The 17,651-nt window shown below is 42.2% G+C and carries 11 protein-coding genes; 9 read left to right on the top strand and 2 right to left on the bottom strand.

Translation table 11 applies throughout. From position 1 onward, the window contains the following. Positions 1–56 precede the first annotated feature (56 nt). Together IEY40_RS12400 and IEY40_RS12395 are read right to left on the bottom strand one after the other, a co-directional pair. Positions 57–2,654 (bottom strand): glycoside hydrolase family 3 protein, encoded by a 2,598-nt coding sequence (locus tag IEY40_RS12400; RefSeq protein WP_188957035.1) that lies wholly within the window; start codon positions 2,652–2,654, stop codon positions 57–59. Positions 2,655–2,705: 51 nt separating this feature from the next. Further along, the gene (locus IEY40_RS12395; RefSeq protein ID WP_188956632.1) at positions 2,706–4,019 is read right to left on the bottom strand and encodes a sugar MFS transporter; all 1,314 of its coding nucleotides are present in this window, start codon (positions 4,017–4,019) and stop codon (positions 2,706–2,708) included. A gap of 374 nt (positions 4,020–4,393) precedes the next feature. Between IEY40_RS12395 and IEY40_RS12390 the strand changes: the two genes are divergently transcribed. From IEY40_RS12390 to IEY40_RS12350, 9 genes are all read left to right on the top strand, one after another. Beyond that, positions 4,394–5,725 (top strand): GH1 family beta-glucosidase, encoded by a 1,332-nt coding sequence (locus IEY40_RS12390; protein WP_188956630.1) that lies wholly within the window; start codon positions 4,394–4,396, stop codon positions 5,723–5,725. 85 nt (positions 5,726–5,810) lie between these two features. Further along, positions 5,811–7,139 carry a glycoside-pentoside-hexuronide (GPH):cation symporter gene (locus IEY40_RS12385; protein ID WP_188956628.1) on the top strand — a complete coding sequence of 443 codons (1,329 nt, stop codon included), beginning with the start codon at positions 5,811–5,813 and terminating at the stop codon, positions 7,137–7,139. A gap of 66 nt (positions 7,140–7,205) precedes the next feature. Beyond that, positions 7,206–8,207, top strand: a complete 1,002-nt coding sequence (locus IEY40_RS12380; protein ID WP_188956626.1) for a LacI family DNA-binding transcriptional regulator — start codon at positions 7,206–7,208, stop codon at positions 8,205–8,207. Between the two features lie 493 nt (positions 8,208–8,700). Further along, positions 8,701–11,607: a TonB-dependent receptor gene (locus IEY40_RS12375; protein ID WP_188956624.1), complete on the top strand. Its 2,907-nt coding sequence runs from the start codon at positions 8,701–8,703 to the stop codon at positions 11,605–11,607. Positions 11,608–11,890: 283 nt separating this feature from the next. Next, positions 11,891–13,486, top strand: coding sequence for a tryptophan halogenase family protein (locus tag IEY40_RS12370; RefSeq protein WP_188956622.1), 1,596 nt, complete (start codon positions 11,891–11,893; stop codon positions 13,484–13,486). A gap of 118 nt (positions 13,487–13,604) precedes the next feature. After that, a complete protein-coding gene (locus tag IEY40_RS12365; RefSeq protein WP_188956620.1) occupies positions 13,605–14,327 on the top strand; it encodes a SapC family protein in 723 nt (240 codons plus the stop codon). Between the two features lie 72 nt (positions 14,328–14,399). After that, on the top strand, positions 14,400–15,359 hold the full coding sequence (locus IEY40_RS12360) for a cupin-like domain-containing protein (protein WP_428848166.1): 960 nt from the start codon (positions 14,400–14,402) through the stop codon (positions 15,357–15,359). A gap of 45 nt (positions 15,360–15,404) precedes the next feature. After that, the gene (locus IEY40_RS12355; RefSeq protein WP_188956616.1) at positions 15,405–16,898 is read left to right on the top strand and encodes a tryptophan halogenase family protein; all 1,494 of its coding nucleotides are present in this window, start codon (positions 15,405–15,407) and stop codon (positions 16,896–16,898) included. Positions 16,899–16,905: 7 nt separating this feature from the next. Then, positions 16,906–17,628 carry a DUF6445 family protein gene (locus IEY40_RS12350; RefSeq protein WP_188956614.1) on the top strand — a complete coding sequence of 241 codons (723 nt, stop codon included), beginning with the start codon at positions 16,906–16,908 and terminating at the stop codon, positions 17,626–17,628. The last annotated feature ends 23 nt before the right edge of the window (positions 17,629–17,651 follow it).

The following is a 17,651-nucleotide window of genomic DNA, read 5'->3' as shown; positions in this document are numbered from 1 at the left end:
TTTAAGCTAAAGCTTGGCCAGACTGACTAGGGTCTGGCCGAGCATTTCAGAGCAATTTACTCTTTACATTGAATCGTATTGTCACTTGGTTGAGTGTGGATCACCACATCACTAAAACTAACATCAACTTTATCGCTGGTCGCAATATAGAACGGCATAGTGATTTTGCCAAAGTCCATTGGCTCGCTAGCAAAACAAGCCAAAGACACGCTAATACTCTGCCACTCGCCTAACTTGCTATTCACTTGTTGAGCAATATCGATTTGTTTGCGGCAATCCCCTTCGCAAGCCATACCTAACCAAAGTGGCTTTTGCAATGACGCTGTAGTCTTAATACTTAACGTCAACGCTGAGTCGCTATTGCTGTAGGCTCTAAAGTCACGAGGGAAGTTACTGATTAATCCAACAACGCCCTCTTCACTGCCATTAAATGACACAAATCTAGCATCTTCTTGTACAACACGATCCATAGTACGAATAGTTAACGCGCTGTTTTGTGCAACACTGCTAGACAAGCCTTGACGCTCTGAGCTATTGGCAATGTACATTGACCAAGGTGACTTAACTGCACGCTCAAATAACGCTAAATCTGAAGTTGTTTGTTCAGCGGATAAATTATCTTCAGATAAATTATCTAATACTATCTTGCTACTGGCATCTGATTGATAATTAAGGCCATAACCAAATGGGATAAGTGGTTTGTACTTTGCTTCAGCTGAGGCTGTTTCTAGTGGTACATTAACCGTTGTTTGCTGCGGTGTAGCAGGCCATGAGAATGATAGTTTGCCACCAAAGTCATGTTTGATCTTACCGTCTGCATCAGTAAATAACACATCAGCAATACCTTGACCTTCTGAGCCAGGTAGCCACGCTGCAACAAAGGCATCCGATGCATTAAACTCGGCATTGACCCACATTGGGCGACCACTGATAAATACCGATACCACAGGAATACCCTGAGCTTTAAGCTGCTTTAACAAGGCTAAATCGCGTTTATCACCACGTTGGTATTCTAAATTATCAATATCACCATTGCCTTCTGCATAAGGTTCTTCGCCAAACACCACAATAGCCACGTCAGGCTTTTGCTGTTCGGTCAATTCACCTGTCGCACTTAATATAGCCTGGCCACCGGCTTGCTTAACCACTTGCTCAATGCCTGAGTATATTGACGTAGCACCTGGGAAATCGGCATTTTTATTGTCGGTACCCTGCCACGTAATGGTCCAACCGCCTGACTGCTTACCGATATTGTCGGCAGCATCACCAGCAACCAAAACGGTTAACTTAGGTGAAATCGGTAACACATTTTGATTATTTTTCAATAACACCAATGACTCACGTACTGCTTGACGCGCAACATCACGATGACTTGCTTGACCTATAAGTTCTGTCTTGCCCGATAATGGACGATTTGCAGGACTAGGCTTATCAAATAAACCAGCTCTTAATTTAACGCGTAAAATACGTGATACAGCATCGTCTAATCGAGCTTGGCTAATTTCGCCGCTGTTAACTTGCGCCACAGTGTTTTCAAATAAAGGTTTCCATGCCGCGGTTGGCACCATAAAGATATCTAAACCCGCGTTAGCAGCTTGTGCACAAGACTCATTAGTACAGCCAGGAATTTGTCCATGACCATTCCAATCGCCCACAACAAAACCGTCAAAGCCCATGCGATCTTTTAATACATCTGTCAGTAAGTATTTGTTGCCATGATTTTTTTCGCCATGCCAGCTGTTAAACGAGGCCATCACACTCTGTGCGCCCGCATTTAAACCACCAACATACCCTTGAGCATGAACATCAACCAGTGTTTGTTCGCTCGCGATATTGTCGCCCTGGTCAATCCCTTTTTCGGTACCACCATCGCCGATAAAATGCTTAACCGTTGACAGAACTCGTTGATCAGATAAAAAGTCGCCATTTACTGCGCCTTGTAAACCTTCAACAATCGCAAAAGAGTAATCTCTTACGATGCTAGGGTCTTCAGAATACCCCTCATAACTGCGACCCCAACGGTCATCCTGAACAACTGCAACTGTCGGTGCAAATACCCAATCAATACCGGTTACCATCACTTCTTTGGCCGTAATCGCAGCAATTTGCTCAATTAGTTTTGGATTATTCGCCGCGCCTAAACCAATATTATGTGGAAATAATGTCGCACCAATTACGTTGTTATGACCATGTACCGCATCTGTGCCCCACATCGTCGGAATATTGATGCCATCGATAGAATCGTCAACAGAGGCTTGATATAAAGTCTCAGCTAAAGCAATCCAGTCAGCAGGAGTAGCGTGCTTATCATTATTTGGATAAGCACCACCGCCATTAAGGTACGAACCAAAACCATATTTACGCATATCTTCAACGGTGATATCGCGGATCTCAGGTTGGATCATCTGAGCCACTTTTTGCTCTACCGTCATCTTGCTAACTAATGCCGTAATCTTAGCTTCAAGCTCGACATCTTTAGCAATAGCAGGCGTCAGTGCTGGCCATAAATCAATACCAGACTTAGCGACAACTTCGACAGTTTTAGTGTCGGCAACAGACTTTACGTCTTTGGTTTGTTCAACTTGTTTCGCATCACTGCAACCACTTAAAGATAACAATACAGCCAAACTTAGCGTGCTTATTTTTGTCGTCATTGCTGTCGATTTAAAAGCGACAATCGCATTATTCGTGTTCATGTAATTTCCTTATCCTTGCTGCTGTGCATTAAATATTGGACGCTTTGCATTGCAGCCAACTAAACCGTAATAACCAATAAAGCCATAACAAACTAACGGCACAATAAAGGCCAACTGAATACCTAAGTTGTCGGCCAAAACACCCTGAATTAAAGGTAAGACAGCACCACCGACAATGGCTAAACACAAAATGCCTGAGCCTTGACTGGTATGTTGCTTTAAATCCTGCAGTGCTAGGCTAAAGATAGTCGGGAACATAATCGAGTTGCATAGCCCCACAAGCAATAGTGCCCACATCGCGACACTGCCAGCACTAAACATGGCCGCAACCACTAATACGCAGGCACATAAAGCGTTAAAGGCTAATACTTTACCGGCTTTCACTTTTTGCATTACACCGGCACCAATAAAGCGACCGACCATGGCGCCACCAAAATAGTATGCAATGTAATGTGCAGCTTGTGACTCGGATAAACCACCAATATCATCTTGAGTTAAAAAACTAATCAAAAAGCTGCCAATACCTACTTCAGCGCCCACGTACACAAAAATTCCCACAGCACCCAAAACTAAATGTGGATACTGCCATGCGCTGCCCGCAGAGTCTTTTTGTGTACTGACAACTTTTTTGCCAAGTAACGGCAACTTTAACAGCATAAAAATAAGCGCGAGCACGAATAATGCACCGGCTAAAATTAAGTAAGGCGTTTGCACTGCACTGGCTTGTTGCTGCACAGTTAACTGACCAATGACCTCACCCACTTCGGTGATTTTCTCATCATGTTCAACCGTCGATAAAATTAACCAACTGCCAAAGAAAGGAGCAACGGTTGTACCTAATGAGTTAAACGCTTGCGTTAAGGTTAAGCGAGAAGAGGCTGTTTCAGCAGGACCGAGTACACTGACGTACGGGTTTGCTGATACCTGTAAAATAGTGATGCCCGAGGCTAAAATAAAAAAAGCAAACAAGAACATGTTGTACGAGCCGTAACTCGCTGAGGGATAAAATAATAAGCAACCAACACAGGCGATAACCAGACCGGTAATAATCCCTTTTTGATAACCAATTTTACCCACTAATGCGCCCGCAGGTATGGAGACAATAAAGTAAGCACCAAAGAAGCAAAACTGCACTAACATTGCTTGAGTATAATTAAGCTCAAACATGTTTTTTAAGTAAGGAATTAAAATATCATTGAGGCAAGTTAAAAAGCCCCACATGAAAAATAATGAAGTTAACGCGACTAACGCAAAGCGAAAGTCCCCTATTTGGTGAGTAGAATCAACGCTTGTTAATTCTGGTTGCTGTTGTGAAGTCGCCATGACATTCCCTATGTTATAAATCGTTATATTGGGTTGTTATCAATTGAAATTATTGATGGCTACACCTAAGTAGCGACAAAATATGTCCATAAATCATTAGCTCAGATAAACCCTGAGTTAATAACTTCCCCTACAGACCTATTGTGATCAATTTGATAAATCAATTATTGACCTTTGTTTAATTAATCACTAATCTCAATGTAAGCGCTTTCATTTTTAACATATCGATAACTGATGTCAACGATTTTTAACCGCTCGAATAGAAAAATTCATCTTTGAGCAAATCGACATTAACCTGTTATCACGGGTGTTTCAGCGCAAAAAGCTATCAATAATAAAGACTCAAACTTAATTTAAGCGAAGTGAATAATCATATGAAAATAATGTTACCAGCTGACTCGAAGATGCAATCAAAAACATTCACCTATGGTGTAGCGACGGCTTCTTTTCAAATAGAAGGCGCTGCAGATACTCGTTTAGCGAGTATTTGGGACACGTTTTGTGCTACCCCTGGGAAAATTCGCGATGGATCAAATGGCGAACAAGCATGTGAACATGTTAAATTATGGCGCGAAGATATTGATTTAATTGAGTCTTTAGGCGTTGATGCGTACCGTTTATCTATTTCTTGGCCTCGCGTGTTACACAAAGATGGCAGTTTAAACGCCCAAGGTGTCCAGTTTTATATCGATTTATTAGATGAATTGAACCGTCGTGGCATTAAACCCTTTGTAACCTTATACCACTGGGATTTACCACAACACATTGAAGACAATGGCGGCTGGTTAAATCGTGAAACAGCTTACCTATTTGCTGACTACACCGACAAAATCACTAAAGCCTTTGGCGATCGAGTTTATTCTTACGCCACGTTTAATGAACCTTTTTGCAGCTCATATTTAGGCTATGAAATTGGCGTACATGCTCCTGGTTTGGCTAAAAAATCATACGGTCGTCAATCTGCTCACCACCTATTGTTAGCGCATGGTTTAGCGATGAAGGTATTGCAACAAAATAGTCCGAACACAGAAAATGGCATCGTACTTAACTTTACTCCTTGTTACAGCGCGACCGAATCAGCTGAAGATGTAAAAGCCGCTAGCAAAGCCGACCAATACTTTAATCAATGGTACATTAAGCCGCTGTTTGATCGCTGCTACCCAGAGATTATTAACGATTTTACCGCAGAAGATATGCCGTTAATCCAAGAAGGCGACTTTGATATTATTGCCCAACAAATCGACTTTTTAGGCATCAACTTTTATACCCGCGCTGTATACAAAGCGGACCCAGTTACAGGTTTTAGCCAAATTGATATGGTTGATAAACCAAAGACCGATATTGGCTGGGAGATTTACCCAGAATCCTTTACTGACTTATTAACGTCACTCCATGCACTTTATCCATTACCGCCAATGTACATTACCGAAAATGGTGCCGCTATGGCAGACAAATTAATTGATGGTAAAGTAGATGACCAAGATAGACTCGCCTATTATGACGCTCATTTAAATGCGGTAAATAATGCAATAGAACAAGGCGTAAATATTGTGGGCTATTTTGCCTGGAGCCTAATGGATAACTTTGAATGGGCCGAAGGTTATTTAAAACGTTTTGGGATTGTCTATGTTGATTATGACACCCAAAAGCGTACGCTAAAGTCGAGTGCGCATGCCTACAAAGACTTATTAGCTAACAGAAAATAAACCTAAACAGTTTAAGCCGTTCCTATGAGCGGCTTTGTTTTATTCAACGCATCATAAAAATATAACAACAATTATTGAGGCACGTATGATCAGTATTAAAGAGAAAATTGCTTACGGACTTGGAGACACAGCAAGTAATATCGTCTTCCAAACGGTTATGCTGTTTTTAACCTTTTTCTATACCGATATTTTCGGTATTTCACCTGCATTTGTCGGCACCATGTTTTTAGCCGTGCGTTTAATTGATGCTGTTACCGACCCACTAATGGGCGCTCTAGCAGACAGAACTAATACTCGTTGGGGTAAATTCAGACCTTACTTGTTATGGTTTGCCCTGCCCTTTGGCTGTATCAGTGTGCTGGCATTCACCACTCCAGACTTAACTGAAGACGGTAAAATGATTTATGCCTTTGTGACATATACGGCATTAATGATGGTATATACGGCCATTAACATTCCATACTGCGCATTAGGCGGCGTGTTAACCGCCGATCCTAAAGAGCGCGTATCGGTGCAATCATACCGTTTTGTATTTGCCATGTTAGGTGGTCTGCTGGTATCTGGTTTAACCCTACCTTTGGTTGAGTTTTTAGGCCAGGGAGATGAAGCAAAAGGTTATCAGCTGACGATTACCGCCATGAGTATTTTGGGCGTGGCAATGTTTTTAGTATGTTTTTGGGGCACAAAAGAGCGTCTTCACCCACCAATTGATCAGCAATCTAGTTTTAAGAAAGACTTTGGCGACATGCTCAAAAATGATCAATGGCGCGTACTGGCAATCGCCTCTGTGTGTTTATTATCAGGCATGGTATTGCGCACTAGCTTAGCTATTTATTACGTTAAGTATTATCTCAACATGCCAGACTCAATCACCTTATTTATCACCTTAGGTATGGTTGGTAACATCTTTGGCTGTATTTTGGCTGAACCGCTAGCCAAACGTGTCTGTAAAGTTAAAGCGTATATCAGCTTACAAATTATTGCTGCTGCTATATGTGTACTCAGTTTTTTTGTGCCAAGCGATCAAGTGGTACTGGCCTTCTTTATGTTTATTATCTGGGGTTTTACCTTCAACATGGCTACCCCATTATTGTGGGCAAAAATGGCCGATGTGGTCGACTATGGCCAATATAAAAATGGCGTGCGCATCACGGGAATGATTTATTCTTCAGTGATATTCTTCATCAAACTGGGTGTCGCCATTGGTGGTGCTGCTGCGGGTTGGCTACTTGCCGGTTTCGGTTATCAAGCCGATACCGTTCAAACCGAAGCAACACAACAGGGTATTTTATTGTCGTTTACTCTTTTCCCTGCCATTGGATCAATTTTGGTCGCCTTGGTGATGCGTTGGTATGTGCTAGATAATAAAAGAGTTGATGAAATCCACTTAGAATTAAATAGAGAAGTAAAATAAAAGCATGTTAGTCTTGGGGCCATATGCTCCAAGACTAATTTGAATTATTTAACGTGAAATGACTATATGGCAACGATTTATGATGTATCTGTAATGGCAGGTGTTTCTCTGGCTACTGTGTCCAGAGTGATGAACAACAACACCAAAGTCAGTGATAAAACCAAACAGAAAGTGTTAGATGCGATGCAAACCTTAGGTTATCGCCCCAATACTATTGCCCAGTCTTTAGCGTCTAATTGTTCTAATAGCGTTGGTGTATTGGTATCGCAACTCGACGGACCATTTTATGGCCCGATGATGACCGAAATTGAAACTGTGCTTCGTGGTGCCAACAAACACGTTATTATCGCTGCTGGCCACAGTGATGAAGTGCAAGAAAAAGACAGTGTTGAGTTTCTAATGAGCCGTGGATGCGATGCACTTATTTTAGATATTGAAGCGGTATCAGATGAATACCTCATTGAGCTGAGTAAAGGCTCAACGCCTATCGTGTTTATTAACCGCTATATTGACTCCATTAAAGAGCGCTGTGTTTATCTTGAAAATGAACAAGGCGGTTTTATGGCTACGGATCATATTTTATCACTCGGCCATAAAGACATTGCTTATATTTCGGGACCACTGTTTAAGCTAGACGTAAGAGATCGTTTGAAAGGTCATAAGCGCGCACTTAAGCATTATGGTATTGGTTTCGATGCCAGTATGTGCATTGAAAGTGATTTTAAAGAAGATGGCGGAAGTGAAGCTATGGAGCATTTACTGTCACTAAACAAACCCATTACTGCTGTCATATGCGCTAACGACCAAATGGCTTCTGGAGCGATATCGGTTTGCTTAGAACATGGTTTGCGTGTGCCAGAAGATATCTCATTTATTGGTTACGATAATATTCCATTCCCGCAATATATCTCGCCTAAGTTGTCCACAGTGAGCAACCCTATTCATGAAATGGGTAAAATGGCTGCACGATGGGTATTACAACATGTGTATAACGACAAAGAAACGGTGGTTGAAAGCTCATTCCGGCCAGAACTATTTATCCGAACCTCTACTAGAGCCATTGACTAGATCCATTAACTAAAGCCATAAACTAGAACCAGCATTTGCTGGTTTTTTTATTTTTGCGTTGCATTCTCTTTAACACGATATTTAAAACAATGCCTGATATATATCAGGAAACCATAATATTAAAATCAAGCATTTCCCCTTTATTATCCAGATCAAACCGCATTAATAACCGTAACATTTGCCGCAACATAAAAAAGCGCTTACATTTTACCCCAAATCTCCCTGTAAAAAATAAAATCAATAAAAACATACACTAAAAAATATGACTAACTATCCCCTAGCACGACAGTTAATGAAATGTAATAATTTAAACTTGTTTTTGTTGACTAAGGTCACAATTTAAACTAGTTTTATGTAAGCGCTTACATTAGCTGTTTTATATGACAACAATTTATAAATAATGATCACAGCGCCGATGAAGAATTACAAAAACGATTTGCGCCCAACTCGCAATATTGAAAGAAATAAAATCTAGTCAATGGGGATTTCCTAGATGAAAACAAGAAAATTTAACAAAACCAAGCTTGCGACCAGTTTATCGCTTGTACTTGGTATGAGCAGTATCCTACCAGCTCATGCTGCAGATGAAGTAAGCGAAGAAAATATCGAAGTCATTTCGGTAACTGGTATTCGTGGCAGTTTAATTAAATCAATGGACGTAAAGCGTTCTTCAAGTGGCGTTGTAGATTCTATTTCTGCTGAAGATATTGGTAAATTTCCAGACACTAACCTAGCAGAATCGCTACAACGTATTACCGGTGTATCGATTGACCGCTCTAACGGCGAAGGCAGTAAAGTGTCTGTGCGCGGTTTTGGCCCTGACTACAACTTGATTACCCTTAACGGTCGTCAAATGCCAGTAACGACAGGTACTCGCTCATTTGACTTTGCTAACATCGCATCTGAAAGTATCAGCGGTGTAGAAGTCCATAAAACGAGCCAAGCATCGGATTCTACCGGTGGTATCGGTTCAACTATCAATATTTTAACGCACAAGCCATTAAGCTCTCCAGGCCTTAAGGCGACAGTGGGTGTTAAAGCCGTTGATGACAAATCAACCGATAATGGTTCAGTGACACCTGAGGTATCTGGCTTATATTCAAATACCTTTGCTGATGACACGTTTGGTATTTCATTGTCTGCAAGCTACCAAGATCGTGAAAGCGGTAACAAACAAGCACAAGTCGGTACCGGCTGGCGCACATTCCCAGGCACTGCAACTAACGCCAGCGAATGGGGCGGAGTTGCAAATGATGATACCCAGGTTAACCGTCCTGGCGATGATGATTTCTATTCAGTACCACAAACTACTGTTTATCGTTTTGAAGAACAGCAACGTACTCGTACAAACGGCCAGTTAGTACTGCAATACAGCCCAATCGATACCGTTACTGCCAGTTTAGATTACACCTACATGCGCAACGATATCGATACTCAATCAAATGACGTATCAGCATGGTTTAACTTCGTACCAACTGAAAACGTATGGTCTGATGGTCCTTATGCAACACCGCTAATTTATTCTGAAACCTACGACTCACCTGCTGACTTATCAATGGCTGCGGGCGATTATGGCGTACGTAACGAAAGTGGTTCATTAGGCTTTAACATTGAGTGGCAAGCAACAGATAACTTAAAACTGACTTTTGATGCACACAACTCTGTGGCTGAAAACAAACCAAACAACATTTACGGTTCAAGCAACAATTTAAGTACTGCAGCCTTTATCCGTACAAGCGCAGCAACCGACTTTAGCGGCGACTTACCGGTACTGGCAGTAGGCGGCGGTAACGCTGTGACAGCTGCAGATATGATGGTAACAGGTTCAGTATTTACCAATTCACGTAACAAGTCTGAAATTGACCAGTATCAATTTGACGGTGAATACTACCTTGAAGATGCTGGTAGCATTGATTTTGGTATTGCATTAACTAACGTCAATAACCACTCTCAAACCGTTAACGTGCAACGTAACGATTGGGGTGGAGTAGGTTCTGCTGGCGATTTGGAAGATGCATGGTTCCCAGCTGACACTATCCATGACAAATTTGATGCCAATGGCGGTGACTTTTCACTTGCAGACGGTAACTTTGATATCCTGAACACCATTTTCATGTGGGATTTTGCCTCAGTACGTGATTATGCTGCAGCAAATTATGCCTCTTCTGTTAGTGGTGATTGTGGTAATGGCTTCTGCCCGTCAACTAACTATGCTGCAGAAACAGACCGTTATACTGAAGAAAAATCACAAGCGGTTTATGTACAGTATAACTACGAAGACGAAATTTCTGGCATGCCATATGACGTGCATTTCGGACTGCGTTATGAGCAAACTGATGTCACCTCTACCGCAGCAGTTGCTGGTTATGACGGGGCAGATTGGATTGCCGAAACTGAGATTTTATTATCAGCTACAGGCGAGCAAGTCTTTGAAACCAAAACCGGTGATTATGACTATGTACTACCAAGCTTTAACTTCAATATTGAAGTGGTAGAAGATGTCATGCTCCGTGCTGCATACAGTGAAACCATTGGTCGTCCTAGCTACACAGACATCCAAGGCGGTACAGTATTAGCCACCCTTGCTAACCGTACTAACGGTGGTGGTTCAGCAGGTAACCCAACATTATTACCGCTAGAATCTGAAAACATCGACTTCTCTGCTGAGTGGTATTACGCGCCATCAAGCTATGTGTCTGTGGGTTATTTCCGTAAAGACACGCAAAACTTTATTAGTGTCGATCCGGTAGTCACCACTAACGGCATTTATAACCCTGCATCAGGCGATTTATACAAAGCGGCTGTTGCTGCAACAGGCACAACTGAAGCGGGTGCTGTACGTGATTATATTTTCGCAAACTTTGCTGATAATGCTGCTGTAGATGTGGCTAACCAAACCATTAGTGGCAGTGCAGCTAACAATGATGAGTTGTTAAACTTTAATATCAACACACCATTAAACAGTTCAGAAAATTCAGTCATTGACGGTTGGGAGTTTGCAGCGCAGCACTTCTTCGGCGAAAGCGGAGTGGGCGTAATAGCCAACTACACTTTAGTTAATAGTGACTTAGCTCTAGTGGGTATTAGTGATACCGCTAACGCAGTATTAGTTTACGAAAACTATGGCTTCCAAGCGCGTGTGGCTTACAACTGGCGTGATGAGTTCTTAAGTGCAACCAGTCAAGGTACTGGTTTATTCCCTCAGTACACTGAAGCTTATTCACAAATCGATTTGTCAGTCAGTTATGACATCGAGCAAGTTGAAGGCTTAACGGTCTTTTTCGAAGGACTTAACATTACTGAAGAGTATGTTCGTGTACACGGACTGGCTGATGAGCAAGTGTTAAACCTAACCGAAACAGGTGCACGTTATAGTATTGGTGCACGTTACACCTTCTAAGTTGTAACAAAGCCGATGTTATCCCGTCTTACCCAGTTTGAACGGGATACATCAAAGCTCTATTTAGGTCGTTGAGGTGCACAAACTTTGTCACCTCTTTTTATTGCTATATATTGAGTAACAAGGACGTTACTATTTTTATATTGGGATGTTTACACAGTCCAATCAAAACCAATAATTGAAAAAGCTTACATTTTCTAAAATTCTACTTATGATGTTTCTGATGCTTATAAAACATCATAGAACAGTAAAAATAACAATAACGCTCAAAGCGTAGGTAGAGATGATGCAAAAACCAATCACCCAAATAGTCATCGTTGGTGGTGGCACCGCCGGTTGGATCACCGCAGGAATACTGGCGGCTGAGCATAATGTCGACAAGGGCGTATTAGCCCACTCTCCTAAGCTCAATATCACCTTAATTGAATCACCCGATGTAGCCACTATTGGTGTGGGTGAAGGCACTTGGCCTTCAATGCGCTCAACCTTGAGCAAGATAGGTATTGATGAAAATGATTTTATTCGTCGTTGTGATGCCAGCTTTAAACAAGGCTCTCGCTTTATTAATTGGCGTACAGATACCGCCGCAGCACAATCGACACAATCAAATAGCTACCTGCATCCTTTTAGCCTACCTCATGGCCACCAAGAACTCGATTTGTGCCCATTTTGGTTACCTCATGCACAGCAAGTCAGCTTTGCGCAGGCCGTTAGTAGCCAAGAAGTATTATCACAACTAGGCTTAGCGCCAAAAACCATTTCTTCGGCACAATACCATTTTCAAAACAATTACGGTTATCATCTCAATGCTGGCAAATTCAGCCAGTTACTCACCGAACATTGTACGCAAAAGTTAGGTGTGACTCATATTCGCGATCATGTCGAACATATTGTGAATAATGAACAGGGTGACATTGAAAAGCTTATCACTCAGCAACATGGTGAAATACACGGTCAATTGTTTATTGACTGTACAGGCGTTAAATCATTGCTATTAGGTGAGCATTTACAAGTACCGTTTTTATGTCAAAAGTCAGTATTATTTAATGACAGCGCCTTAGCGATGCAAGTGCCTTATGAAGATCCTGCAACGGCTATTGCCTCTTGTACTCACTCAACGGCTCAACAAAATGGTTGGATTTGGGATATAGGCCTACCTACCCGCAAAGGGGTTGGTTATGTGTATTCATCAAGCCATAGTCATGATCAACAAGCAGAGCAAGTACTGCGGGATTACTTAATCGCTAACGGCACCAGTAAGGAACTCGTTTCACAACTTGAGCCTCGAAAGCTGAATATTAACCCTGGTTATCATGCCAAATGCTGGCAAAACAACTGTATTGCCATTGGTATGGCCGCAGGCTTTATCGAACCATTAGAAGCCTCTGCCCTTGCATTAATAGAATGGACAGCATCCACAATAGCGCAGCAATTACCGCAAAACCGCCAGGTAATGGACACAATTGCAGATCGAGTTAACTTGCGATATCAGCAGCATTGGCAACAAATTATCGACTTTTTAAAGCTACATTATGTCATTAGTCAACGCGAGGCCGATGCCTATTGGCGCGATCATCGTGACAGCAGCTCGATACCCGATCGCTTACAGGCGCAGCTTGAATTATGGCGTTACCAGGCACCAAGCCAACATGACATTAGTTATAAGGAAGCGCTCTTCCCTGCAGCCAGTTTTCAATATGTGCTTTATGGGATGGGCTTCAAAACTCAGTTACCAACTCATGTTAAGCCGTCCATGCAACAGCTTGCACAACAACTATTTACCGATAATCAACAACGCACTCAAGCATTAAGCAAAAGTTTGCCGAGTAACAGAGCCCTATTAGATAAAGTGGCTCAATATGGATTCCCTAAGCTTTAATGGGATTAATTAACGTAATTGATTACCACCCTTGTTGTAAACATTGCTAACTAAGATGACATCACGTACAAAAACCATAACAATAGAACGTATTTGAACGAATATAATAGGATTTAACATGAGCCAACATGTACTACTAAATAGCATAGATCATAAAGACTTGAAGGTTAACACTAGTCGCTCAGCAGCATTAGGAGACAACCTTTGGTATAGCGTGACATTCCCGCAAGAGTTTCGCAGCATTCAAGCTCACTACCCTATTTTCTTTCACAAAGATGCCGCCACAGGTCAATTCTTTTCGGTAGCATTGTTTGGGTTTGCACAAAATGAAAACCTGTTTTTATCTGATGCAGGTTGGAATGCTTCTTATGTCCCTCTGAGTGTGCGTCGTCAGCCATTTTTAATCGGTCAACAAACCGTGCGTGAAGATGGCGTTGAGCGCCAACAACGCGTTATTCATGTCGATTTAGATCATCCCAGAGTCAACAAAACTGAGGGCGAAGCGTTGTTTTTACCTTATGGCGGTAACACACCGTTATTAGATGAAGTCGGTGAAATGTTGGAAATCATTCATCACGGTCTTATCGACAGCCAACGTTTTATTGACGTGTTAATTGAGCATGAACTACTTGAGTCGTTTACTTTAGATATCGAGTTAAACAACGGCCAAAAACATCAAATGATTGGCTTTTACACCATCAACGAAAACACCTTAGCAACGCTAACTGCCGATACGCTAGCAAAATTACATCAACAAGGTTACTTACAAGCCATTTATATGGCACTGGCTTCACAAAGCACAGTGCGCGACTTACTTAACCTTAAAAATGCTCAAGGCTAAGGAATTGCGCTGATGCCCAATGACACATTAACAGCCGTCGACTGCGTAAGCGATTGGACATTAGCGCAAGTCATGACGCATATAGAACAAGCCGACAAACCAATAGTATTTAAAGGTTTATGTCGTCATTGGCCTTTAGTACAGGCAGGGCTTGAATCCGCCGAGAAAGCACTAGATTATTTACGTCAGTTTTATCAAGGTTCTACCGTTACCGCCTACTACTTGGCGCCAGAGGAACAAGGGCGAGTGTTTTACAATCAGCAGCTTGATGGCTTTAATTATCAAGCTGGGCGTTTAGATTTCAATCAGTTAATTAACCGATTACAACAAGAGAATGCCAGTTCAACGCCTGCCGGTATTTATATGGGCTCCACCGATATCCATCAATTTTTGCCAGGACTTGGTGAGCAAAACAGCCTGAACTTACACCCTATCAATCCACTCACCAGCATTTGGTTGGGTAACAAAACTAAGGTAGCAGCACATTTTGACTTTCCGCTAAACCTTGCCTGTAACGTGGTGGGCAAACGTACCTTTACCCTGTTTCCACCTGAACAAATCAGCAATCTTTATGTTGGCCCGATGGAATTTGCTCCCGGTGGACAGGACATCAGCATGGTAGATGTTGAACACCCAGACTTTGAGCGTTTTCCTAAATTTCAACAGGCGTTAGATGCCTCGTTAACAGCTGAATTAAATCCAGGTGATGTGTTATTTATTCCCAGCATGTGGTGGCATCATGTTCGCGGAATTGACGATATAAATGTGCTCATTACCCACTGGTGGCGTGATACCCCGGGCTACTTAGGCCGTCCTAATAACGCATTACAGCACAGTATATTAAGCCTACGATCATTGCCAAAGGCGCAGCGTCAGGCATGGAAGGCCATGTTCAATCATTACATCTTCGATCATGATGATGTTGACGACAGTTATATTCCAGATAACGCTAAAGGCATGTTAACCAAACCGTTAGATGAGTTAAATGCACGTAAGTTACGCGCAGATTTAATCAATAAATTAAAACGATAATGCTGAATACAGCAACAAACTAAGACATTAAACAGGAAGCCCAAGATGAATAAATCAATCAAAAAAGTTGTTATCGCTGGCGGCGGTACTGCAGGTTGGATGGCTGCAGCCGCGTTTAGCAAACTTATGGGCAAAAATCTTGATATTGTCTTAGTAGAATCTGACGACATTGGCACTGTTGGTGTAGGTGAAGCCACCATCCCTACCCTACACATTTTTCATCGATTATTAGGTTTAAAAGAACAAGATGTGATGGCTGCTACCAATGCCACTTTTAAGTTGGGGATTCAATTTGAAAACTGGCACGACGTCAATAAAGACTATTTGCACTCGTTTGGTTTTTTAGGCAAAGACTGCTGGGCTTGTGGCTTTCAGCACTTTTGGCTTAAAGGCAAGCAGCAAAATATGGTCAGCGAGATTGGCGATTACTGCACTGAACATTTAGCTGCTCGCCAGGGCCGTTTTGCCGTATTACCCAATCAAGACTACAACCATGCCTATCATATGGACGCCAGTTTATACGCCAAATTCTTACGTAAATTTGCCGAGCAACATGGCATGACGCGCATTGAAGGTAAAATTGCCGATGTGCTGCAGCATGACGACTCTGGCGATATCAAAGCATTAAAGCTTGAAAATGGCGAACTCATTGAAGGCGATTTATTCATCGACTGTACTGGTTTTAAAGCCTTATTGATTGAGCAAACGTTAAATACCGGCTTTGAAGATTGGAGCCACTGGCTACCGTGTGACAGCGCCATTGCAGTACAAACCGAAGCGGTGCAAAAACCGATTCCTTATACTCGCTCTATCGCGCATCAATCGGGTTGGCAATGGCGTATTCCGCTACAAACCCGTACAGGTAACGGCTTGGTGTTTTGCAGCAAATTTATTTCGGATGCCGATGCCACCGAGTTACTGCTCAATAACATTGAAGGCCAACCAATTAATCAACCGCGCGTCATTAAATTCAAAACCGGTACGCGGCGCCAGCATTGGAACAAAAACTGTGTTGCGGTTGGCTTGTCAGCAGGCTTTTTAGAGCCACTAGAGTCCACCAGCATCCATATGATCCAGCGCAGTATCGTGCGTTTACTGCAATTGTTCCCGGCACATGGAGTTATTCAGGCTGATGTCGATGAATTTAACCAACAAACCAAAATTGAAATGGACAATATTCGCGACTTTATTATTTTGCATTATAAAGTCACCGACCGCGAAGACAGCCGTTTTTGGCGCTACTGTAAAAACATGCCAATACCCGCATCATTGCAGCATCGTATTGATATGTTTAGTCAATCTGGCAAAGTCTATAAATACGGTAATGAACTATTTGGTGAAAGCTCGTGGATCCAAGTCATGATGGGACAAGGCTTGATACCAAAGGAATACCACCCAATTGTCGATTTAATGGAGCCAGCAGAATTGCAAAGCTTTTTGAACAACATTAAAGCAACGGTTAAACGCAAAGTTGACACCCTACCTGCACATCATGACTTTGTGCAACACTATTGCAAGTCAACAGCGATGCAAGGCTAAGCTAACGATGTCGTCACCGGCTACTCAAACGCTGATACGGGCCAATCCTATTGCACCGCAGGTGCAGTTGATTGGCCAACAACAAACGCCAGTTATCGTGATAGATAATTTTGCAGGCGATATCACTCAACTAATTGATATCGCGATTAATGACGACCAGTTTAATCAGGATAAAAGCTCGTTTTATCCTGGTCAGCGTACTGCATTGCCAAGGCAATATATCATCGACGTACTTGATGCTGTATTTCAGCTTATTTACGATGTGTACCGCATCCCAACAACCCGGCGATTAAAACCGCAACAAGGGGTATTTTCATTAATCGACACCCAGGTAAAAGACCTAGTACCACTGCAATGTTTGCCCCACTTTGATACCCCAAATCCCTATTACTTCGCCATATTGCATTACCTTAATGACGGCCCCCATGGCGACACCGGATTTTTTAGGCACAATGCCAGTGGTTTTGAACGGATTACTAACGACAATATCGACCAGTATTTTACTCAGGCACAGCCTTTTGTTGATCAAATAATCCAATCAAACCCACGCTATTGTGTGGCCAGTAATGATCATTTCTGCTTGTATCATCAGGTAGAATATCGGCCAAATCGTGTGGTGATTTACCCTGGTAACTTACTGCATTCAACCCTAGTCAATCCAGATACCGATATCGATGCCAACCCGCAAACAGGTCGCCTTACTGCAAATATATTTATCGATTTTCAGTAAACTAGAGTAATCGCGCTGAGTCC

This window comes from Shewanella ulleungensis, assembly GCF_014648315.1.
Classification (GTDB): domain Bacteria; phylum Pseudomonadota; class Gammaproteobacteria; order Enterobacterales; family Shewanellaceae; genus Shewanella; species Shewanella ulleungensis.
Note: the sequence above shows the minus strand (reverse complement) of the source record. Positions and strands in the feature narration are given on the sequence as shown.